We start from the raw sequence: 17,147 nt of genomic DNA, 5'->3' as shown, positions 1-17,147 counted from the left end.
GCAGGGGCGGGCATTGCCGCTAGTGTCGGCGCTCCTTTTCCGCAACACGATATGACATCGGCAGGCCATTGACGGACGTTCTGACAACCGCTTCCCTGATCTCGGAAGAGAGCCGCGCGACGGCCACTCCGATGATGGAGCAATATATCGAGATCAAGGCGAACAATCCCGGTTCGCTGCTGTTCTACCGCATGGGCGATTTTTACGAATTGTTCTTTGACGATGCGGTCGAAGCCTCCCGTTCGCTCGGCATCACGCTGACGAAACGCGGCCAGCACATGGGGCACGATATTCCCATGTGCGGCGTTCCCGTCCATGCGGCGGATGACTACCTGCAGAAGCTCATCCTGCGCGGCTATCGCGTCGCCGTCTGCGAACAGGTGGAAGACCCGGCCGAGGCGAAGAAGCGCGGATCGAAATCCGTGGTCAAACGTGATGTCGTGCGGCTTGTCACCCCCGGCACGCTGACCGAAGAAAAACTGCTGTCGCCGACGGAATCCAACTATCTGATGGCGCTCGCCCGTATTCGCGGCAGCGCCGAGGCGCAGTTTGCACTCGCCTGGATCGATATTTCCACCGGCGTCTTCCGTCTGGCGGAAACCACGCTGACCCGGCTTCTCGCCGATATCTGGCGCATTGATCCGCGGGAGTTGATTGTCGCCGACAGCCTGTTCCATGACGAGGAATTGCGACCGGTGTTTGATGTGCTCGGTCGTGTGGCCGTGCCGCAGCCGGCGATTCTTTTCGACAGCGCTACTGCGGAAGGGCGCATCGCCCGTTATTTCAACGTCTCGACGCTCGATGGTTTCGGCACGTTTTCGCGGGTGGAAATGGCCGCTGCCGCTGCGGCCGTCGCTTATGTCGAAAAAACCCAGATCGCCGAACGTCCGCCGCTTGGCGCGCCGGAGCGTGAAAGTGCGGCCTCCACCCTTTTCATCGACCCCGCCACCCGCGCCAATCTGGAACTGGTGAAGACGCTGTCAGGAGAAAGGGACGGATCGCTGCTGCATGCGCTTAACCGTACTGTCACGGGCGGCGGCGCACGGCTTCTGGCCGAGCGGCTGATGTCGCCTTTGACTGATCCGGAGAAGATCAATGCCCGCCTCGATGCGGTGGCCTATCTCATTGATGACGTGTCGCTCAGCGATGGCCTGCGCGATGCGCTGAAACAGGTTGCGGATATGCCGCGTGCGCTTTCGCGCCTTGCGCTGGAGCGCGGCGGCCCGCGCGATCTCGGCGCCATCAGGCAGGGGCTGGCTTCGGCCGAAAGGATAGCCGCGATTCTCGATCAGGGATTGTTGCCGGATGAGCTGGCGACGGCGCTCGCGGATTTGAAAGCGCTGCCGAGTGGGCTGGAAGCCATGCTTGGCTCGATGCTGGCCGACGACCTGCCGCTTTTGAAGCGGGACGGCGGTTTCCTGCGCGATGGTGCCAATCCCGAACTGGATGAGGTGCGGGCGCTGCGCGACCAGTCGCGCCGTGTGATTGCCGGGCTGCAGCTGAAATATGCCGATGAGACCGGCATCAAGTCGCTCAAGATCAAGCACAACAATGTGCTTGGCTACTTCATCGAGGTCACGGCCGGCAACGCAGATGTGATGATGGCGACGGATGAGGCCAAGGCGCGTTTTATCCACCGCCAGACCATGGCGGGTGCCATGCGCTTCACCACCACCGAGCTTGCCGATCTCGAAAGCCGCATCGCCAATGCCGCGGCGCAGGCTCTGACCATGGAGCTGGAAGCCTTCGGGCGTATGGTCGAGGCTGTGGTGCAGCAGGCGGAAGCGATCAAGGCCGGTGCTTTCGCGCTCGCGACTATCGACGTCGCCTCAAGCCTTGCTTATCTCGCAACCGAACAGGCCTATTGCCGTCCGATCGTTGATGCCTCCATGACCTTCGCGATCAAGGGCGGGCGTCATCCGGTGGTGGAGCAGGCATTACGGCGGCAGTCGGCTGGACCGTTCATCGCCAACAATTGCGATCTGTCGGCCGTGAACGGCGGCAAGAATGGTGCGATCTGGCTGCTCACCGGCCCGAACATGGGCGGTAAATCGACCTTCCTGCGCCAGAATGCGCTGATCGCCATCCTCGCGCAGATCGGCTCCTTCGTTCCGGCGGAGGCCGCCCATATCGGTGTTGTCGACCGGCTGTTTTCCCGCGTTGGCGCGTCAGATGATCTGGCACGCGGCCGCTCGACCTTCATGGTGGAAATGGTGGAAACGGCTGCCATTCTCAATCAGGCAACGGATCGCTCGCTGGTCATTCTGGACGAGATCGGCCGTGGCACGGCGACCTTCGACGGACTTTCGATCGCCTGGGCGGCGGTGGAACATCTGCACGAGGTCAATCGTTGCCGTGGCCTCTTCGCCACCCATTTCCACGAGCTGACGGTGCTGTCGGAAAAGCTCGGCCGCCTTTCCAATGCCACGATGCGGGTGAAGGAGTGGGAAGGTGACGTCATCTTCCTGCACGAAGTCGGGCCGGGTGCTGCGGATCGCTCCTACGGTATTCAGGTGGCGCGGCTTGCGGGCCTGCCTGCATCGGTGGTGGAGCGCGCCCGTGAGGTGCTGACGAAGCTCGAAGATGCCGACCGCAAGAACCCGGCCAGCCAGCTGATCGATGATCTGCCGCTGTTCCAGATCGCGGTTCGCCGCGAGGAGGGTCGCAAGGTCGGGCCATCGAAGGTGGAGGAGGCTCTGAAGGGCTTCAACCCCGACGAAATGACGCCGCGAGAGGCATTGGACGCGCTCTATGCGTTGAAGAAAGAACTTGGCAAGGCGTAAGGGATAGATTGCCTGTCCATCGCCTTTAAAACTCGCTATAGGACACTCCCATCGCAAGCGGTGGGATTATCCCACAGGACATGGATACCGGCATAGATGGCCATCAAGGACCTGGATTTTTCCGACATTCTCGATGTATCGGCGCTGAAGCGCGAATGCGACATCATCTTTAAGGAAGACGGCAAACGCACCGCCGATATCAGGTCCGACTTGCTGCCGATTTTCCGCAAGGCCAGCATGGAAGGCCGGGGAAAGGCTAGAGAACTGCTAAAAGCCGATGGCAGCGGCATTGATTGCGCCCGGCGCATCTCCTGGCTTCAGGACCGGCTGATCGAAATCCTCTATGATCTCGCCTGCCAATATGTCTATCCCAAGGATGCGCCACAGATCGCGGTCGCGGCAGTCGGCGGTTATGGCCGCGGCACGCTGGCGCCGGGATCGGATATCGATCTCCTGTTCCTGCTGCCGGCCAAGAACACGCCTGACATGCACAAGGCGGTGGAGTTCGTGCTCTATCTCCTCTGGGATCTCGGCTTCAAGGTTGGCCACGCCACCCGCACGGTGGATGAATGCATCCGCCTCTCCAAATCCGACATGACCATCCGCACCGCCATTCTGGAAGTGCGGGCGATTTGCGGCAAGAAATCCCTGACCGATGATCTCGAAAAGCGTTTCGAGTCGGAAGTCGTCACCGGCACCGGCCCGGAATTCATCGCCGCCAAGCTCGCCGAGCGTGACCAGCGCCACCGCAAGGCGGGCGATACGCGTTATCTGGTGGAACCGAACGTCAAGGAAGGCAAGGGTGGGTTGCGCGACCTGCACACGCTGTTCTGGATCGCCAAATATTATTACCACGTCCGCGATACGGCCGATCTGGTCAAGCTTGGCGTCCTGTCACGGCCGGAACTCCGGCTGTTCGAAAAGGCCGATGATTTTCTCTGGGCCGTCCGTTGCCAGATGCACTTCATCACCGGCAAGGCGGAAGAGCGCCTTTCTTTCGACATTCAGCGCGAAATCGCCGATGCGCTGGGTTACCAGCCGCGCCCGGGCCTTTCCGCCGTCGAGCGTTTCATGAAGCACTATTTCCTCGTGGCGAAAGATGTGGGCGACCTGACCCGCATTGTCTGCGCAGCACTTGAGGATCGCCAGGCGAAAGACGTGCCGGGCCTTTCCGGCGTTCTCAGCCGCTTCGCCCATCGTGTGCGCAAGATTCCCGGCTCGGTGGAATTTGTCGAGGACCGGGGGCGCATTGCGCTCGCCAAGCCTGATGTCTTCAAGAACGACCCGGTCAATCTGATCCGGCTCTTCCACATCGCCGATATCAATAATCTCGAACTGCACCCGGATGCGTTGCGCGTCGTCACCCGCTCGCTGTCGCTCATCAATGATGAGCTTCGCGAAAGCGAGGAGGCGAACCGGCTTTTCCTGTCGATCCTTACCTCGCGACGCGATCCGGCGCTGACGCTGCGGCGCATGAACGAGGCCGGCGTGCTCGGCAAGTTCATCCCCGAATTCGGCAAGATCGTCGCGATGATGCAGTTCAACATGTATCATCACTATACGGTGGACGAGCATCTGATCCGCTCCGTCGGCGTGTTGTCGGAAGTGGACAAGGGAACGGCTGTCGACGCCCACCCGCTCGCCAACCAGCTGATGCCGAGCGTGGAGGAACGCGAGGCGCTTTATGTGGCCGTGCTGCTGCACGATGTCGCCAAGGGCCGGCAGGAGGATCACTCGATTGCTGGCGCGCGCGTGGCCCGCAAGCTTTGCCAGCGCTTCCGGCTGACCGGCAAGCAGACCGAAATGGTCGTCTGGCTGATCGAGCAGCATCTTCTGATGTCCATGGTCGCCCAGACGCGCGACCTGCATGACCGCAAGACCATCACCGATTTCGCCGACAAGGTGCAATCCATGGAGCGGCTGAAGATGCTGCTCATCCTGACGGTCTGCGATATTCGCGCTGTTGGTCCAGGGGTCTGGAACGGCTGGAAGGGGCAGCTGCTGCGCTCGCTCTATTATGAGACCGAGCTGCTTCTGTCAGGCGGCTTCTCGGAAGTCTCCCGCAAGGAACGGGCGCAGATTGCCCGGCAGGCGCTTTACGATGCTCTCGATGACTGGGGCCAGAAGGCGCGGCGCAAATACACCAAGCTGCATTACGAGCCCTATCTGCTGACGGTGGCGCTGGAAGACCAGGTGCGACACACCCGCTTCATCCGCGAGGCCGACAAGCAGGAAAAGGCGCTGTCGACCATGGTGCGCACCCATTCCTTCCATGCCATCACGGAAATCACCGTACTGGCGCCGGACCATCCGCGCCTGCTTTCGATCATCACCGGTGCCTGTGCGGCGGCTGGCGCCAATATCGCGGATGCGCAGATTTTCACCACCTCCGACGGGCGGGCGCTGGATACGATCCTGATCAATCGCGAATTTCCGATCGACGAGGATGAGACCCGGCGCGGCAACAATGTCGGCAAGCTCATCGAGGAGGTTCTCTCCGGCAAGCAGCGTCTTCCGGAAATGATCGCCACGCGGACCAAGAGCCGCAGGAAGAAAAGCGCTTTCACCATTCCGCCCTCGGTCATCATTTCCAACGGGCTGTCGAACAAGTTCACCGTCATCGAGGTCGAGTGCCTCGACCGGCCGGGACTTCTGGCTGATATGACGGCTGTCATTGCCGATCTGTCGCTCGATATTCACTCCGCCCGCATCACCACCTTCGGCGAAAAGGTCATCGACACCTTTTATGTGACCGATCTCTTCGGCCAGAAGGTGACGAACGACAACCGCCAGGCCAGCATTGCGCAGCGCCTGAAGGCCGTGATGAGCGAACAGGAAGACGAATTGCGTGACCGCATGCCGAACGGCATCATCGCCCATCCAGACGTGGCGGCCCTGCCTGCCGCGCGCACGGCAAAGGCTTGAAGCGCCCATGAGTCTGATCGGCAAGTTCGCCACCGTCGGCACCGCCACGCTCGGCAGCCGCATCTTCGGTTTCCTCCGCGAAACCCTGATGGCCGCCGCCGTCGGCACAGGCCCCGTGGCCGATGCCTTCAACGCCGCCTTTCGTTTTCCGAACACCTTCCGGCGACTTTTTGCCGAAGGCGCGTTCAATTCGGCCTTCGTGCCGCTTTTCGCCAAGGAAATCGAGGCGAATGGCATGGAGGGCGCAAGGCGCTTTTCCGAGGAGGTCTTCGGTGTTCTCTTCACCGTGCTCCTGGCGCTGACGATCCTGATGGAACTGTCGATGCCGTTCATCGTGCGCACCGTGATTGCACCGGGCTTCCTGGAAGATCCGGTAAAATTCGACAACACCGTCCGGCTCGCGACCATCATGTTCCCCTATCTCGCCTGCATGTCTCTGGCGGCGATGATGGGCGGCATGCTGAACTCGCTGCACCGCTATTTTGCGGCCGCGATCGCGCCTGTGTTCCTCAACATCATCCTCATCGGCGTTCTCGCTCTGGCGTGGTGGAAGAATTACGATCCTCTGCAGGTGGGTTACGCCCTGTCCTGGGGTGTTATGGTGGCAGGGGTGGTGCAACTTGCCATCGTCTGGATCGCCGTGCGCAATGCCGGCATGCGCATAGGCTTCCGCAGGCCGCGGATGACCAAAAATGTGCAGCGGCTTCTGGTTCTTGCCCTGCCCGCCGCGATCACCGGCGGCATTACCCAGATCAATCTGCTGATCAACACCAATATCGCTTCTGCTGGTGAAGGGGTGATCTCCTCGCTTGCCTATGCGGACCGGATTTACCAGCTGCCGCTCGGCGTCGTCGGCATCGCGGTGGCCACCGTGCTCTTGCCTGAACTGGCACGGGCTTTGCGCGGCGGCCATATGGTCGAAGCGGGAAGCCTGCAGAACCGCTCGGTGGAATTCGTGCTGTTTCTGACATTGCCCGCCGCCGCGGCCCTTCTCGTCATGGCGGAGCCCATCGTGCGTTTTCTTTACGAGCGCGGCAATTTCTCGCCCTCGGCCACCATCACCGTTGCGCAAATCCTCGGCATTTACGGTCTGGGCCTGCCAGCTTTCGTTCTGATCAAGGCCTTTATTCCCGGTTTCTTCGCTCGTGAGGATACCCGCACGCCGATGATCTTCGCGGCGATTTCCGTTGTCGTGAATGTCTCGCTGGCGCTGACGCTCTTCCCGCGCCTTGGCGGTCCCGGCATCGCCATTGCCGAAATCACTGCCGGCTGGCTCAATGCCGCTCTGCTGTTCGGCATGTTGTTGTGGCGCGGTCACTGGCATGTGGATATTCCACTGCTGACCCGCATTCCGCGTTTGCTGCTGGCCGCGGCCCTGATGGCCGGTTTCGTGCACTATGCGCTGACCTGGCTGACATTCGAGCTGTCTTCCGCCTCGTCCATTTTCATCCGGGCTGGCACCATCATGGCTCTCGTCTTCGCGGCCATGCTGGTTTATTTCGTGCTGGCTTTCGTTTCGGGTGGGGCCGATATCGGCATGGTGAAGAGAGCCATTCGCAAGCGCGGCAAAAAGAACGTCGAGACGGAGGCGGGCTGATGTCCTTTGCTGAAAACCGCCGCATCGCGCTCGTCACGCTTGTCGTGGATGACTACGACCGGGCGAAGGTGTTTTATTGCGACGTTCTCGGGTTCGAATGCCTTTCCGATCAGCCGCTTGGCGACGGCAAACGGTGGCTGGTGGTGAAGCCGCAAGGGACCGAGGGCGGCGCCCTGCTGCTTGCCGAGGCGGATGGCGAGCAGCAAAGGCTTGCCATTGGCAACCAGACGGGCGGGCGTGTCGGGTTTTTCCTGCATACCGACAATTTCCAGCGCGATTACGAGACCATGCTTGCCCGCGGTGTGGGCTTTCTGGAGGAGCCGCGCCATGAGGTTTACGGCTCCGTTGCGGTCTTTGTTGACCCTTACGGAAATCGTTGGGATCTTCTGGAACCGCGCGGCTGACAAGCCCTGAAACCGCTTGATTGCGGGGGGCTGCGGGTGCATAAGCGCGCGTGCAATTCCAACCATGGGGCGGGGCCCTCCACAAGCCTTTTCGAGGACGACAATGAACGCATTCAAGCCGCTGGTTTTCTCGGGCGTCCAGCCGACCGGCAATCTGCATCTCGGCAACTATCTCGGCGCGATCCGCAAATTCGTGGCGCTGCAGGAAGATAACGACTGCATCTATTGCGTCGTCGACATGCATGCCATCACCGCCCAGCTCGTTCACGCCGACCTGAAGGCGCAGACCCGCTCGATTGCGGCCGCCTTCATCGCAGCCGGTATCGACCCCGTGAAGCACATCGTCTTCAACCAGTCGGCCGTGCCGCAACATGCGGAACTGGCATGGGTGTTCAACTGCGTGGCGCGCATCGGCTGGATGGAGCGTATGACGCAGTTCAAGGACAAGTCCGGCAAGAATGCCGAGCAGGTCTCGCTCGGTCTGCTCGCCTATCCGAGCCTGATGGCCGCCGACATTCTCGTCTATCGCGCCACCCATGTTCCGGTCGGCGACGACCAGAAGCAGCATCTGGAACTCGCACGCGACATCGCCCAGAAATTCAACATCGATTTCAGCGATCATATCCGCAAGGCGGGGCTTGGGCTCGATATCACGGTCGGCGATGAGCCGGTGCACGCCTATTTCCCGATGGTGGAACCGCTGATCGGCGGTCCGGCACCGCGTGTGATGTCGTTGAAGGACGGCACCAAGAAGATGTCGAAGTCCGATCCCTCCGATCTGTCGCGCATTAACCTCATGGATGATGTCGATGCGATTTCGAAGAAGATCAGGAAGGCAAAGACCGATCCGGACGCGCTGCCGAGCGAAGTGGAAGGCCTGAAAGGCCGTGCCGAAGCCGAAAACCTCGTCGGCATCTATGCCGCCCTGTCCGACAGGACCAAGGCCGATGTTCTTGCCGAATTCGGCGGACAGCAGTTCTCGGCCTTCAAGCCGGCCCTCGTCGAGCTTGCCGTCAATGTCCTGGCGCCGGTCAATAATGAGATGCGCCGTCTTCTCGATGACCCGACCCATATCGACGCCATCCTCAGCCAAGGCGGCGAGCGGGCGCGTGCCATCGCCGAAAAGACGATGAACGAGGTGCGCGATATCATCGGCTTCCTGCGCTGACAGGTCGCTGCCGCGCGGATGCGGTGGGCGGTTTGCGCCTGCCGTGATTTGATATAATCTCCGCCCGAACCGTCGGGCGGTTTCTCGGATCACGGCGGACCTAGGGAGTGCAGAATGGTTTCAAAACGGCTGTCGCGTCTGGAAGGGCATCGTCGCAAGTTTCTCGCTGTTATCGATGACACACCGGAATGCGAAAGGGCCGTGCACTATGCCGGTCGTCGCGCCAAGAATTCCAATGGCGGGCTTGTGCTGCTCTACATGATCCCCGAAGGCGACTTCCAGCAATGGCTTGGTGTCGAGCAGATCATGCGGGCGGAAGCGCGGGAGGAGGCGGAAGCCACACTCGCCAAGATCGCCCAGAAGGTTCGTGAGACCATCGGCATCGAGCCCGAAGCTGTCATTCGCGAAGGCAGCGCCACCGAGCAGATCCACGGGCTGATCGAGGAAGACCGCGATATCGCGATTCTCGTTCTGGCGGCGGGATCGACTAAAGAAGGGCCGGGACCGCTCGTTTCCTCCATTGCCGGGCGAGGGGCAGCCTTCCCGATCCCCGTCACCGTGCTGCCGGATACGTTATCGGACGAGGAAATCGACGCACTCTGCTGACCCCGGGGCTCAGGCAAGATTTAGGGGCTGACGATTTCTTGAATGTAATTATCATGTCAGGGCTTGAAGTGAAGCTTCGCCGGGCGTATTTTTTGGAAGAATTCTAAATTACGGGGCGTGAACGGCGACCTCGAAGGAGAAGACGATGTTCATTCAGACGGAAGCCACGCCGAACCCCACCACGCTGAAGTTCCTGCCGGGCAAGGTGGTGCTGGAAAGCGGGACGGTGGAGTTTCTCAATCCTTCGCAGGCGCAGGCTTCGCCGCTGGCGGAGCGTCTCTTCACCATTCCGGGGGTTACCGGCGTTTATTTCGGTTTCGATTTCATCACCGTCACCAAGGACGGCGCGGAATGGCAGCACCTGAAGCCGGCCATTCTGGGCGCGATCATGGAGCACTTCATGTCTGGCCGCCCGATCATGGGTACGGCTATTGCGGCCGAAGTATCGGATGAAGAAGGCGAGTTCTTCGAAGAGGGTGACGAAACCATCGTCGCGACCATCAAGGAACTGCTGGATACCCGCGTTCGCCCCGCCGTGGCGCAGGATGGCGGCGACATCACCTTCCGTGGTTTCCGCGACGGGACGGTGTTCCTGAACATGAAGGGCGCCTGCTCGGGCTGCCCGTCCTCCACCGCCACGCTGAAGCATGGCGTTCAGAACCTACTTCGCCATTTCGTGCCGGAAGTGCGCGAAGTCGAAGCGGTATAATGCTGTAAAGCCAGGTCATGATTGTTCTCGCACTCGACACCTCAGGTGTGGATTGTTCCGCCTGCATCTATGACAGCACCTCAGACAGGGTGCTCGGAGAGGTCTGCGAAACGATCGGCAAGGGCCATGCCGAAAGGCTGATGGCCGTGATCGATGGGGCTCTGGAGCAGGCGCAACTGTCGCTCCAGAATGTCGAACGCATTGCCGTGACGATCGGGCCGGGGTCTTTCACCGGTATCCGTGTCGGTGTTGCTGCTGCGCGTGGTTTTGCCCTGTCGCTCGGCATTGAAGCAATGGGCGTGACCACGCTTGAGACGCTTGCCCTGCATCACCTGCTGGAAAACCCCGACCGGCCCGTGGCTGTCGGGCTGGATGCCAAGCGCGGCGAAACCTATCTCCAGACATTTTCGGCTGACGGATCGCCGCTTCGCGATGCCGGCCTCCTGTCGCTTGAAGACGCCAGGATGGTCATCGACAGTTTCGATGGCGCCGTCATCGGTTCCGCTGCACCCCTTTTCGCGGGTGCGGAGATCGGTTCCGGGCCGGATCATTTCCCGATCGCCTCGGTGGCGCGTGCGGCCGCGCGCAAGCCGGCGGGCCAGCCGAAACCCGCGCCGCTTTATCTGCGCGGGCCGGACGCCCGGCCACAGACTGGTTTTGCGCTGGCACGTCAGGGCGTTGCCTGATAGGGCAAGCCTTGATGCATGCCGTTGATTCCCGTGATGCCCGATTTTTGTGATGCCTGATTTTTGTGATGTTTGACGATTATCTGACCTGGAAACCCTATTTCGAGATCGTGCCGATGCAGCATGAGGATTGCGCCGCGGTGTCGGATTTGCATGCCTTGCGCTTCCCGCGCCCGTGGAACGACGGGGAGTTCTCCGGACTATTGACGCAAGGGTCGGTTTTCGGCGCCGTCGCACGCCAGACCAACGCATTTTTCAGCAAGCCGCTTGGCGGTTTCGTGCTGGCGCGGGAAGTGGCGGGCGAGGCGGAAATCCTCACCGTTGCGGTGGCCGACAAGTTCGCACGCGCGGGTCTCGGCTGGCGCCTGATGCAGTCGGCGATCCGCGAGGCGATGATGCGTGGCGCTGAAACCATGTTTCTCGAGGTGGACAATAAGAATGTTTCCGCTCTCGGGCTCTACAGGAAGCTCGGCTTCAAAACCGTCGCGGAACGCAAGGCCTATTACACCGCCAAGGATGGAACGAAGTCGACGGCGCTTGTCATGCGTCGCGATCTTCGCTAGTTCCCTGCGACAGGCATTTTTTCGGCGAAAGCCGCAAACCGGAATTCTCAAAAGGCCAGAAGACGTGACAGACCTTTCGAAAACGCTGGAGGAGCTTTGTGCCGAGCGCGGCATGCGGATGACCGACCAACGCCGCGTCATCGCCCGTGTCCTTCAGGAATCTGCGGACCACCCCGATGTCGAGGAGCTTTACCGCCGTTCCTCCGCCGTGGATCCGCGCATCTCGATTTCCACCGTTTATAGAACGGTGAAGCTGTTCGAGGATGCCGGCATCATCGAGCGTCACGATTTTCGCGATGGCCGCTCGCGTTATGAGACCGTGCCCGAAGAGCATCACGATCATCTGATCGACCTGAAGAACGGCGTGGTCATCGAATTTCATTCGGCCGAGATCGAGGCCCTGCAGGAAAAGATCGCCCGCGAACACGGCTTCAAGCTCGTGGATCACCGGCTGGAACTTTACGGCGTGCCATTGAAGCCCGGCGAACACTGAGACGCCGGTGAGCAAGCGGGCGTTCCCATCATGATGTGGCTGCGGACAGCCTATATTGCGATCGTTCTCCTGATCGTCACGCTCGTCTTGCTGCCGCTGCAATTGCTGGGCCTTGCCTTCGACTGGCGGCTTCGCCGCCGCATTCCGCGCCTCTGGCACCGCATCGCCTGCCATGTTCTCGGCATTCGCGTGCATGTCCATGGGGATGTGGAGCGGGCAAAACCGCTGATGCTGGCGGTCAATCACGCCTCGTGGAAGGACATCCTCGTTTTGGGCAGCATTGCCGACGTGGTGTTCATCGCCAAGACGGAGGTGCGCGACTGGCCGGTCTTCGGCTGGCTAGCCCGTCTGCAGAAAAGCATCTTCGTGCAGCGCGAGCAGAAGCGCAGCACCGGCGCGCAGGTGAGCGAGATCGCCAGCCGCATGGCCGATGGCGAGATTGTCGTCCTGTTCCCCGAAGGCACCACCTCGGATGGCAACCGCATGCTCGCCGTCAAATCCTCGCTGTTCGGTGCGGCTTCCACTGCGGCTGAACAGGTTCCGGGCAAGCTCGTTTATGTGCAGCCGGTCGCCATCGCCTATACGCGGGTGCAGGGCATGGCCATGGGGCGTTACCACCGCGTCATTGCCGCCTGGCCGGGCAGCATCACGCTCGTGCCGCATCTGCTCGGTATCATCAGGGCCGGCGCCATCGATGTCGACGTGACGTTCGGTGACAGCGTACCGTTCCACAGCACTGACAACCGCAAGCGACTGGCGACCGATGTTGCCGCCGCTATCCGCTCCATGCTGGCCTTCAGCCTGCGCGGCGGCTGGCGGAATTCGTGAGATCGTAGCTTTTCCGGCATTTTTCTGTTTAATCTGGCCGGGAAAAACACTAGATAGCCGCCATGACCCAGGAAACGCTTGGCCTTGACGCCACACCCATGATCGCCCCCGAGGGCTCGAACAACCGTAAGGTTTTCATCAAGACCTATGGCTGTCAGATGAATGTCTACGATTCCGTCCGCATGAGCGATGCGCTTGCGAAGGATGGTTACGTTCAGACGGAGGATATGGGCGAGGCGGATCTGGTTCTACTGAACACCTGTCATATCCGCGAAAAGGCGGCTGAAAAGGTCTATTCGGCGCTCGGCCGCCTGCGTGACATGAAAAAATCCCGCGAAGAGCAGGGCCGCGAATTCATGATCGGCGTTGCCGGTTGCGTGGCACAGGCGGAAGGCGAGGAAATCCTGCGCCGTGCGCCTGCCGTCGATGTCGTCATCGGCCCGCAGACCTATCATCGCCTGCCGGATGCGCTGAAGCGCGTACGCGGCGGCGAGCGCGTCATCGAAACCGAATACGCCGTCGAAGACAAGTTCGAGCATCTTCCGGTCGCCGAAAAGGCGACGCTGCGCACGCGCGGTGTCACGGCGTTTCTGACGGTGCAGGAAGGCTGCGACAAGTTCTGCACCTTCTGTGTCGTGCCCTATACGCGCGGTTCGGAAGTCTCGCGCCCCGTGCGCCAGATCGTCGATGAAGCGATGAAGCTCGTCGATGCCGGCGTGCGCGAAATCACACTGCTCGGCCAGAACGTGAATGCCTGGCAGGGCGAAGGCCCGAAGGGCGAGAAATGGGGCCTTGCCGAATTGCTGTATCGGCTGGCGGAAATTCCCGGGCTTGCGCGGCTTCGCTATACCACCAGCCATCCGCGCGACATGGATGACCGCCTGATCGGCGCGCATCGCGATCTGCGTATCCTCATGCCCTATCTGCACCTGCCGGTGCAGTCCGGTTCAGACCGCATTCTGAAAGCGATGAACCGCCGCCATACGGGTGAGGAATATATCCAGCTTATCGAAAAAATCCGCGCCGCCCGCCCTGATATTGCCATGTCGGGGGACTTTATTGTCGGTTTCCCCGGTGAGACGGATCGCGATTTCGAAGATACGATGGCGATGGTCGAGACGGTAAAATACGCGCAGGCCTTTTCGTTCAAATATTCCACCCGTCCCGGCACGCCGGGTGCCGATCTCACGGATCAGGTTGCGGAAGACGTGAAGGCTGAGCGGCTGGAGAGATTGCAGGCGCTGTTGCTGCGGCAGCAGAAGGAATTTGCGGAATCGCTGGTCGGAAAAACCATGGATGTGCTGCTGGAAAAGCCCGGCCGCATGCATGAGCAGTTGATAGGTCGCTCTCCTTGGCTGCAATCCGTGAATCTTGATGCAAAGACGTTGAAAATCGGTGACATTGTTAATGTACGAATCACCGCAACGGGTCCAAACAGCTTGTTTGCCGAGGTGGCAGGGAGTTAGAGTGGGGAGCCGACACTGATTGGGACAGGAGCCTGACCGCTTGAACGCACACGAATTGGTATCAAATTCATCGCGCCAGCCACGCCAAGCCGCGACCGACGCCAATCACTTCGTCCTCACGTTCGAGAATAACAGGATAGCGGGAGAGCTATTCGGTCAGTTCGATCAGAACCTGAAGCTCCTGGAGCAGCGCCTCAATATCGACGCCCGCCCGCGCGGCAATTCCGTTGCCATCACCGGCGATATGGTTGCTACCAACCAGGCCCGCCGGGCGCTGGATTTCCTTTACGAGCGCCTGCTCAAGGGCGGCACCGCCGAGGTTTCCGACGTGGAAGGCGCGATCCGCATGGCCATGGCCGCGGACGACCAGCTGACCTTGCCGACCATGGAGCGCAAGGCGAAGATTTCCATGGCGCAGATTTCCACCCGCAAGAAGACAATTGCTGCCCGCACCCCGACGCAGGATGTCTATATGCGGGCGCTGGAACAGTCCGAGCTGGTTTTCGGCGTCGGTCCCGCCGGCACCGGCAAGACCTATCTGGCAGTGGCGCATGCGGCCCAGCTTCTGGAGCGTGGCGCGGTCGACCGCATCATCCTCTCACGCCCCGCCGTCGAGGCAGGCGAGCGTCTGGGCTTCCTGCCCGGCGACATGAAGGAAAAGGTCGATCCGTATCTGCGCCCGCTTTATGACGCGCTTTATGACATGATGCCGGGTGACAAGGTGGAGCGCGCCATTCAGGCGGGTGTCATTGAAATCGCGCCGCTGGCCTTCATGCGCGGACGCACGCTCGCCAACGCCGCCGTCATTCTGGACGAAGCCCAAAACACCACGACGATGCAGATGAAGATGTTCTTGACCCGTCTTGGCGAAAACGGCCGCATGATCGTGACTGGTGACCCGAGCCAGGTGGATTTGCCGCGCGGCGTAAAATCCGGTCTTGTCGAGGCCCTGCAAATCCTCACCGATGTCGAAGGCGTGTCCGTCGTCCGCTTCAAGGATGTCGACGTCGTGCGTCATCCGATGGTGGCGCGCATCGTCCGGGCTTACGAATCCCACACGGCCGTGCCGGACGAAAGCCTCGTGAAGGGCGACTGACGCAAAGACAATGACAGCTCTGGATATTCAAATCAGCGTCGAGGCCGAAGGCTGGTCCTCGGAAGAGGACCTGCTTGCCTTTGCAACCAAAGTGCTGGATGCGGCGGTTGAGTTTTTGAAGAGGGAAGAGGAGCAACCCTTCCCGAAAACGCCCGTGGAACTTTCGCTGGTCTTCACCGACGATGAAAATATCCGGGAAATCAACGCCGAGTGGCGCGACAAGGATAAGGCGACCAATGTCTTGTCTTTCCCCGCTTTTCCGCTGGAACCGGGCGGAATGCCGGGCCCGATGCTGGGCGATATCGTTATCGCGCGCGAGACGGTTGAACGCGAGGCTCTTGAACTTGAGAAGAGTTTCGAGGATCATCTGACCCATCTTCTCGTCCACGGGTTCCTCCATTTGTTCGGTTATGACCACATGGACGAGGAAGAAGCGGAAGAAATGGAGTCGCTTGAGACTCGCATTTTGGCGGTGCTTGGCCTATCTGATCCCTACGCGGGTCAGGAACCGCTTTAAATATTGTCTGGAGCCATGAACGAACATTCTGCACGACCTGCCAATGAGGGCAGAGAAAACGGCGAGCAGTCCTCTTCGGAGGAGGGCAGTAGTCACTTACGTCACGACTACAATGCCAAGCCGAAATCGACCATCTGGTCACGCATCGCACGGTTGCTGAAACCATCCCAGGGTGAACGCCTGCGCGAGGATCTGACCGATGCACTGATGGACGACACCGAAATCGGTGCGGCCTTTTCGCCTGAAGAACGGGCGATGCTGAACAATATCCTCCGTTTCCGTGAGATCAGGGTCGAAGATATTATGATCCCGCGGGTCGATATCGATGGTCTCGACCAGAACATGACGATCGGCGACGCGCTGATCCTCTTCGAGGAAACCGGGCGCTCCCGCATGCCGGTCTACGATGAGACGTTGGATAACCCGAAGGGTATGATCCACATTCGCGATCTGCTGGCCTATGTCGCCAAGCAGGCCCGCAACAAGCGCCGCGCCGGATCGCGAAGCGTCGCTTATGGCGAGGTGAAGGCGCCGCGCTCACCGCGGCCGAATTTCGATCTGGCTCGGGTGGATCTTGAGCAGACGGTCGCCGATGCCGGGCTGGTGCGCAAAATTCTATTCGCACCGCCCTCGATGCTCGCTTCCGATCTCTTGAAGACGATGCAGGCGCAGAGAACACAGCTTGCACTTGTTATCGACGAATATGGCGGCACGGACGGCCTCGTCAGCCACGAGGATATCGTTGAGATGGTCGTAGGCGATATCGATGACGAGCACGACAAGGACGAGGCGATGTTCTCGCGCCTTTCCGCCGATGTGCTTGTTGCCGATGCTCGTGCGGAACTCACCGAACTTGCCGAGGTGATCGGGCCGGAATTCGACGTGCGCGAACATCTCGAAGAAATCGACACGCTTGGCGGCCTCATCTTCTTTGCACTCGGCCGCATTCCGGCCAAGGGCGAGGTGGTTCGGGCAGTGCCCGGTTTCGAGTTCCAGATTCTCGATGCGGATAGCCGGCGCATCAAGGGCGTTCGTATCGCCCGGGATCATGGCTCCGAAGGTGAGGATGACCGCGCTCCGGGCGAAGCCAACGGGGTCATTGCGCTGCCCGCGCCGGATGTTCGCCTCATCACGCACCAGCAGAACGCCGATTAGGAAAGGTGACGGGATGCCCCGTCACCTCCGCCACGCAGCAATTTGACAGGTCGGAGCGGCCAAAAGGCCGCACGGCGCTCTGGCTGCCATCCCTCCTGTGGACTGCGAATCTTTTTTCCTTTACGTCGAGTCTGAGGGGAAATTCCGTGGC

Annotated in this window: 15 protein-coding genes; all 15 read left to right on the top strand. The window is 60.6% G+C overall.

Annotation, left to right across the window (positions count from 1 at the left end):
- The first annotated feature begins 131 nt into the window (after window positions 1–131).
- The 15 genes from mutS to V6R85_RS05790 all read left to right on the top strand — a co-directional run bounded on the left by mutS (window position 132) and on the right by V6R85_RS05790 (window position 16,996).
- A complete protein-coding gene (gene mutS, locus V6R85_RS05860; protein WP_111833751.1) occupies window positions 132–2,783 on the top strand; it encodes a DNA mismatch repair protein MutS in 2,652 nt (883 codons plus the stop codon).
- A gap of 96 nt (window positions 2,784–2,879) precedes the next feature.
- Window positions 2,880–5,708, top strand: a complete 2,829-nt coding sequence (locus V6R85_RS05855) for a [protein-PII] uridylyltransferase (RefSeq protein WP_111833750.1) — start codon at window positions 2,880–2,882, stop codon at window positions 5,706–5,708.
- Window positions 5,709–5,715: 7 nt separating this feature from the next.
- Window positions 5,716–7,305, top strand: a complete 1,590-nt coding sequence (gene murJ, locus V6R85_RS05850; protein WP_111833749.1) for a murein biosynthesis integral membrane protein MurJ — start codon at window positions 5,716–5,718, stop codon at window positions 7,303–7,305.
- Entirely contained in the window at window positions 7,305–7,709 is a 405-nt protein-coding gene (locus V6R85_RS05845; protein ID WP_111833748.1) for a VOC family protein, read from the top strand. Before murJ ends, V6R85_RS05845 begins: the two co-directional genes overlap by 1 nt.
- Window positions 7,710–7,812: 103 nt before the next feature.
- Window positions 7,813–8,877: a tryptophan--tRNA ligase gene (gene trpS, locus V6R85_RS05840; RefSeq protein ID WP_099085711.1), complete on the top strand. Its 1,065-nt coding sequence runs from the start codon at window positions 7,813–7,815 to the stop codon at window positions 8,875–8,877.
- Between the two features lie 114 nt (window positions 8,878–8,991).
- On the top strand, window positions 8,992–9,483 hold the full coding sequence (locus tag V6R85_RS05835) for a universal stress protein (RefSeq protein WP_003503758.1): 492 nt from the start codon (window positions 8,992–8,994) through the stop codon (window positions 9,481–9,483).
- A gap of 145 nt (window positions 9,484–9,628) precedes the next feature.
- Window positions 9,629–10,192, top strand: coding sequence for a NifU family protein (locus V6R85_RS05830; protein ID WP_003503755.1), 564 nt, complete (start codon window positions 9,629–9,631; stop codon window positions 10,190–10,192).
- Window positions 10,193–10,209: 17 nt separating this feature from the next.
- Window positions 10,210–10,878, top strand: a complete 669-nt coding sequence (gene tsaB, locus V6R85_RS05825; protein ID WP_111781353.1) for a tRNA (adenosine(37)-N6)-threonylcarbamoyltransferase complex dimerization subunit type 1 TsaB — start codon at window positions 10,210–10,212, stop codon at window positions 10,876–10,878.
- Between the two features lie 68 nt (window positions 10,879–10,946).
- Window positions 10,947–11,441, top strand: coding sequence for a GNAT family N-acetyltransferase (locus V6R85_RS05820; RefSeq protein ID WP_003503751.1), 495 nt, complete (start codon window positions 10,947–10,949; stop codon window positions 11,439–11,441).
- Between the two features lie 64 nt (window positions 11,442–11,505).
- Entirely contained in the window at window positions 11,506–11,934 is a 429-nt protein-coding gene (locus V6R85_RS05815; RefSeq protein ID WP_003503749.1) for a Fur family transcriptional regulator, read from the top strand.
- A gap of 30 nt (window positions 11,935–11,964) precedes the next feature.
- Complete coding sequence (locus tag V6R85_RS05810) at window positions 11,965–12,762, top strand: lysophospholipid acyltransferase family protein (protein ID WP_111833747.1); 798 nt, start codon at window positions 11,965–11,967, stop codon at window positions 12,760–12,762.
- 62 nt (window positions 12,763–12,824) lie between these two features.
- Window positions 12,825–14,228: a tRNA (N6-isopentenyl adenosine(37)-C2)-methylthiotransferase MiaB gene (miaB, locus tag V6R85_RS05805; protein ID WP_003503745.1), complete on the top strand. Its 1,404-nt coding sequence runs from the start codon at window positions 12,825–12,827 to the stop codon at window positions 14,226–14,228.
- Between the two features lie 40 nt (window positions 14,229–14,268).
- Window positions 14,269–15,324 carry a PhoH family protein gene (locus V6R85_RS05800; RefSeq protein WP_003503744.1) on the top strand — a complete coding sequence of 352 codons (1,056 nt, stop codon included), beginning with the start codon at window positions 14,269–14,271 and terminating at the stop codon, window positions 15,322–15,324.
- Window positions 15,325–15,334: 10 nt separating this feature from the next.
- Window positions 15,335–15,841: an rRNA maturation RNase YbeY gene (gene ybeY, locus V6R85_RS05795; protein ID WP_060722835.1), complete on the top strand. Its 507-nt coding sequence runs from the start codon at window positions 15,335–15,337 to the stop codon at window positions 15,839–15,841.
- Between the two features lie 15 nt (window positions 15,842–15,856).
- Window positions 15,857–16,996 carry a hemolysin family protein gene (locus tag V6R85_RS05790; RefSeq protein ID WP_020011047.1) on the top strand — a complete coding sequence of 380 codons (1,140 nt, stop codon included), beginning with the start codon at window positions 15,857–15,859 and terminating at the stop codon, window positions 16,994–16,996.
- Window positions 16,997–17,147: the final 151 nt, after the last annotated feature.

It is taken from the genome of Agrobacterium sp. CCNWLW32, assembly GCF_037083425.1.
Classification (GTDB): Bacteria; Pseudomonadota; Alphaproteobacteria; order Rhizobiales; family Rhizobiaceae; genus Agrobacterium; species Agrobacterium radiobacter.
This window is presented reverse-complemented; position numbering and strand designations above follow the sequence as displayed.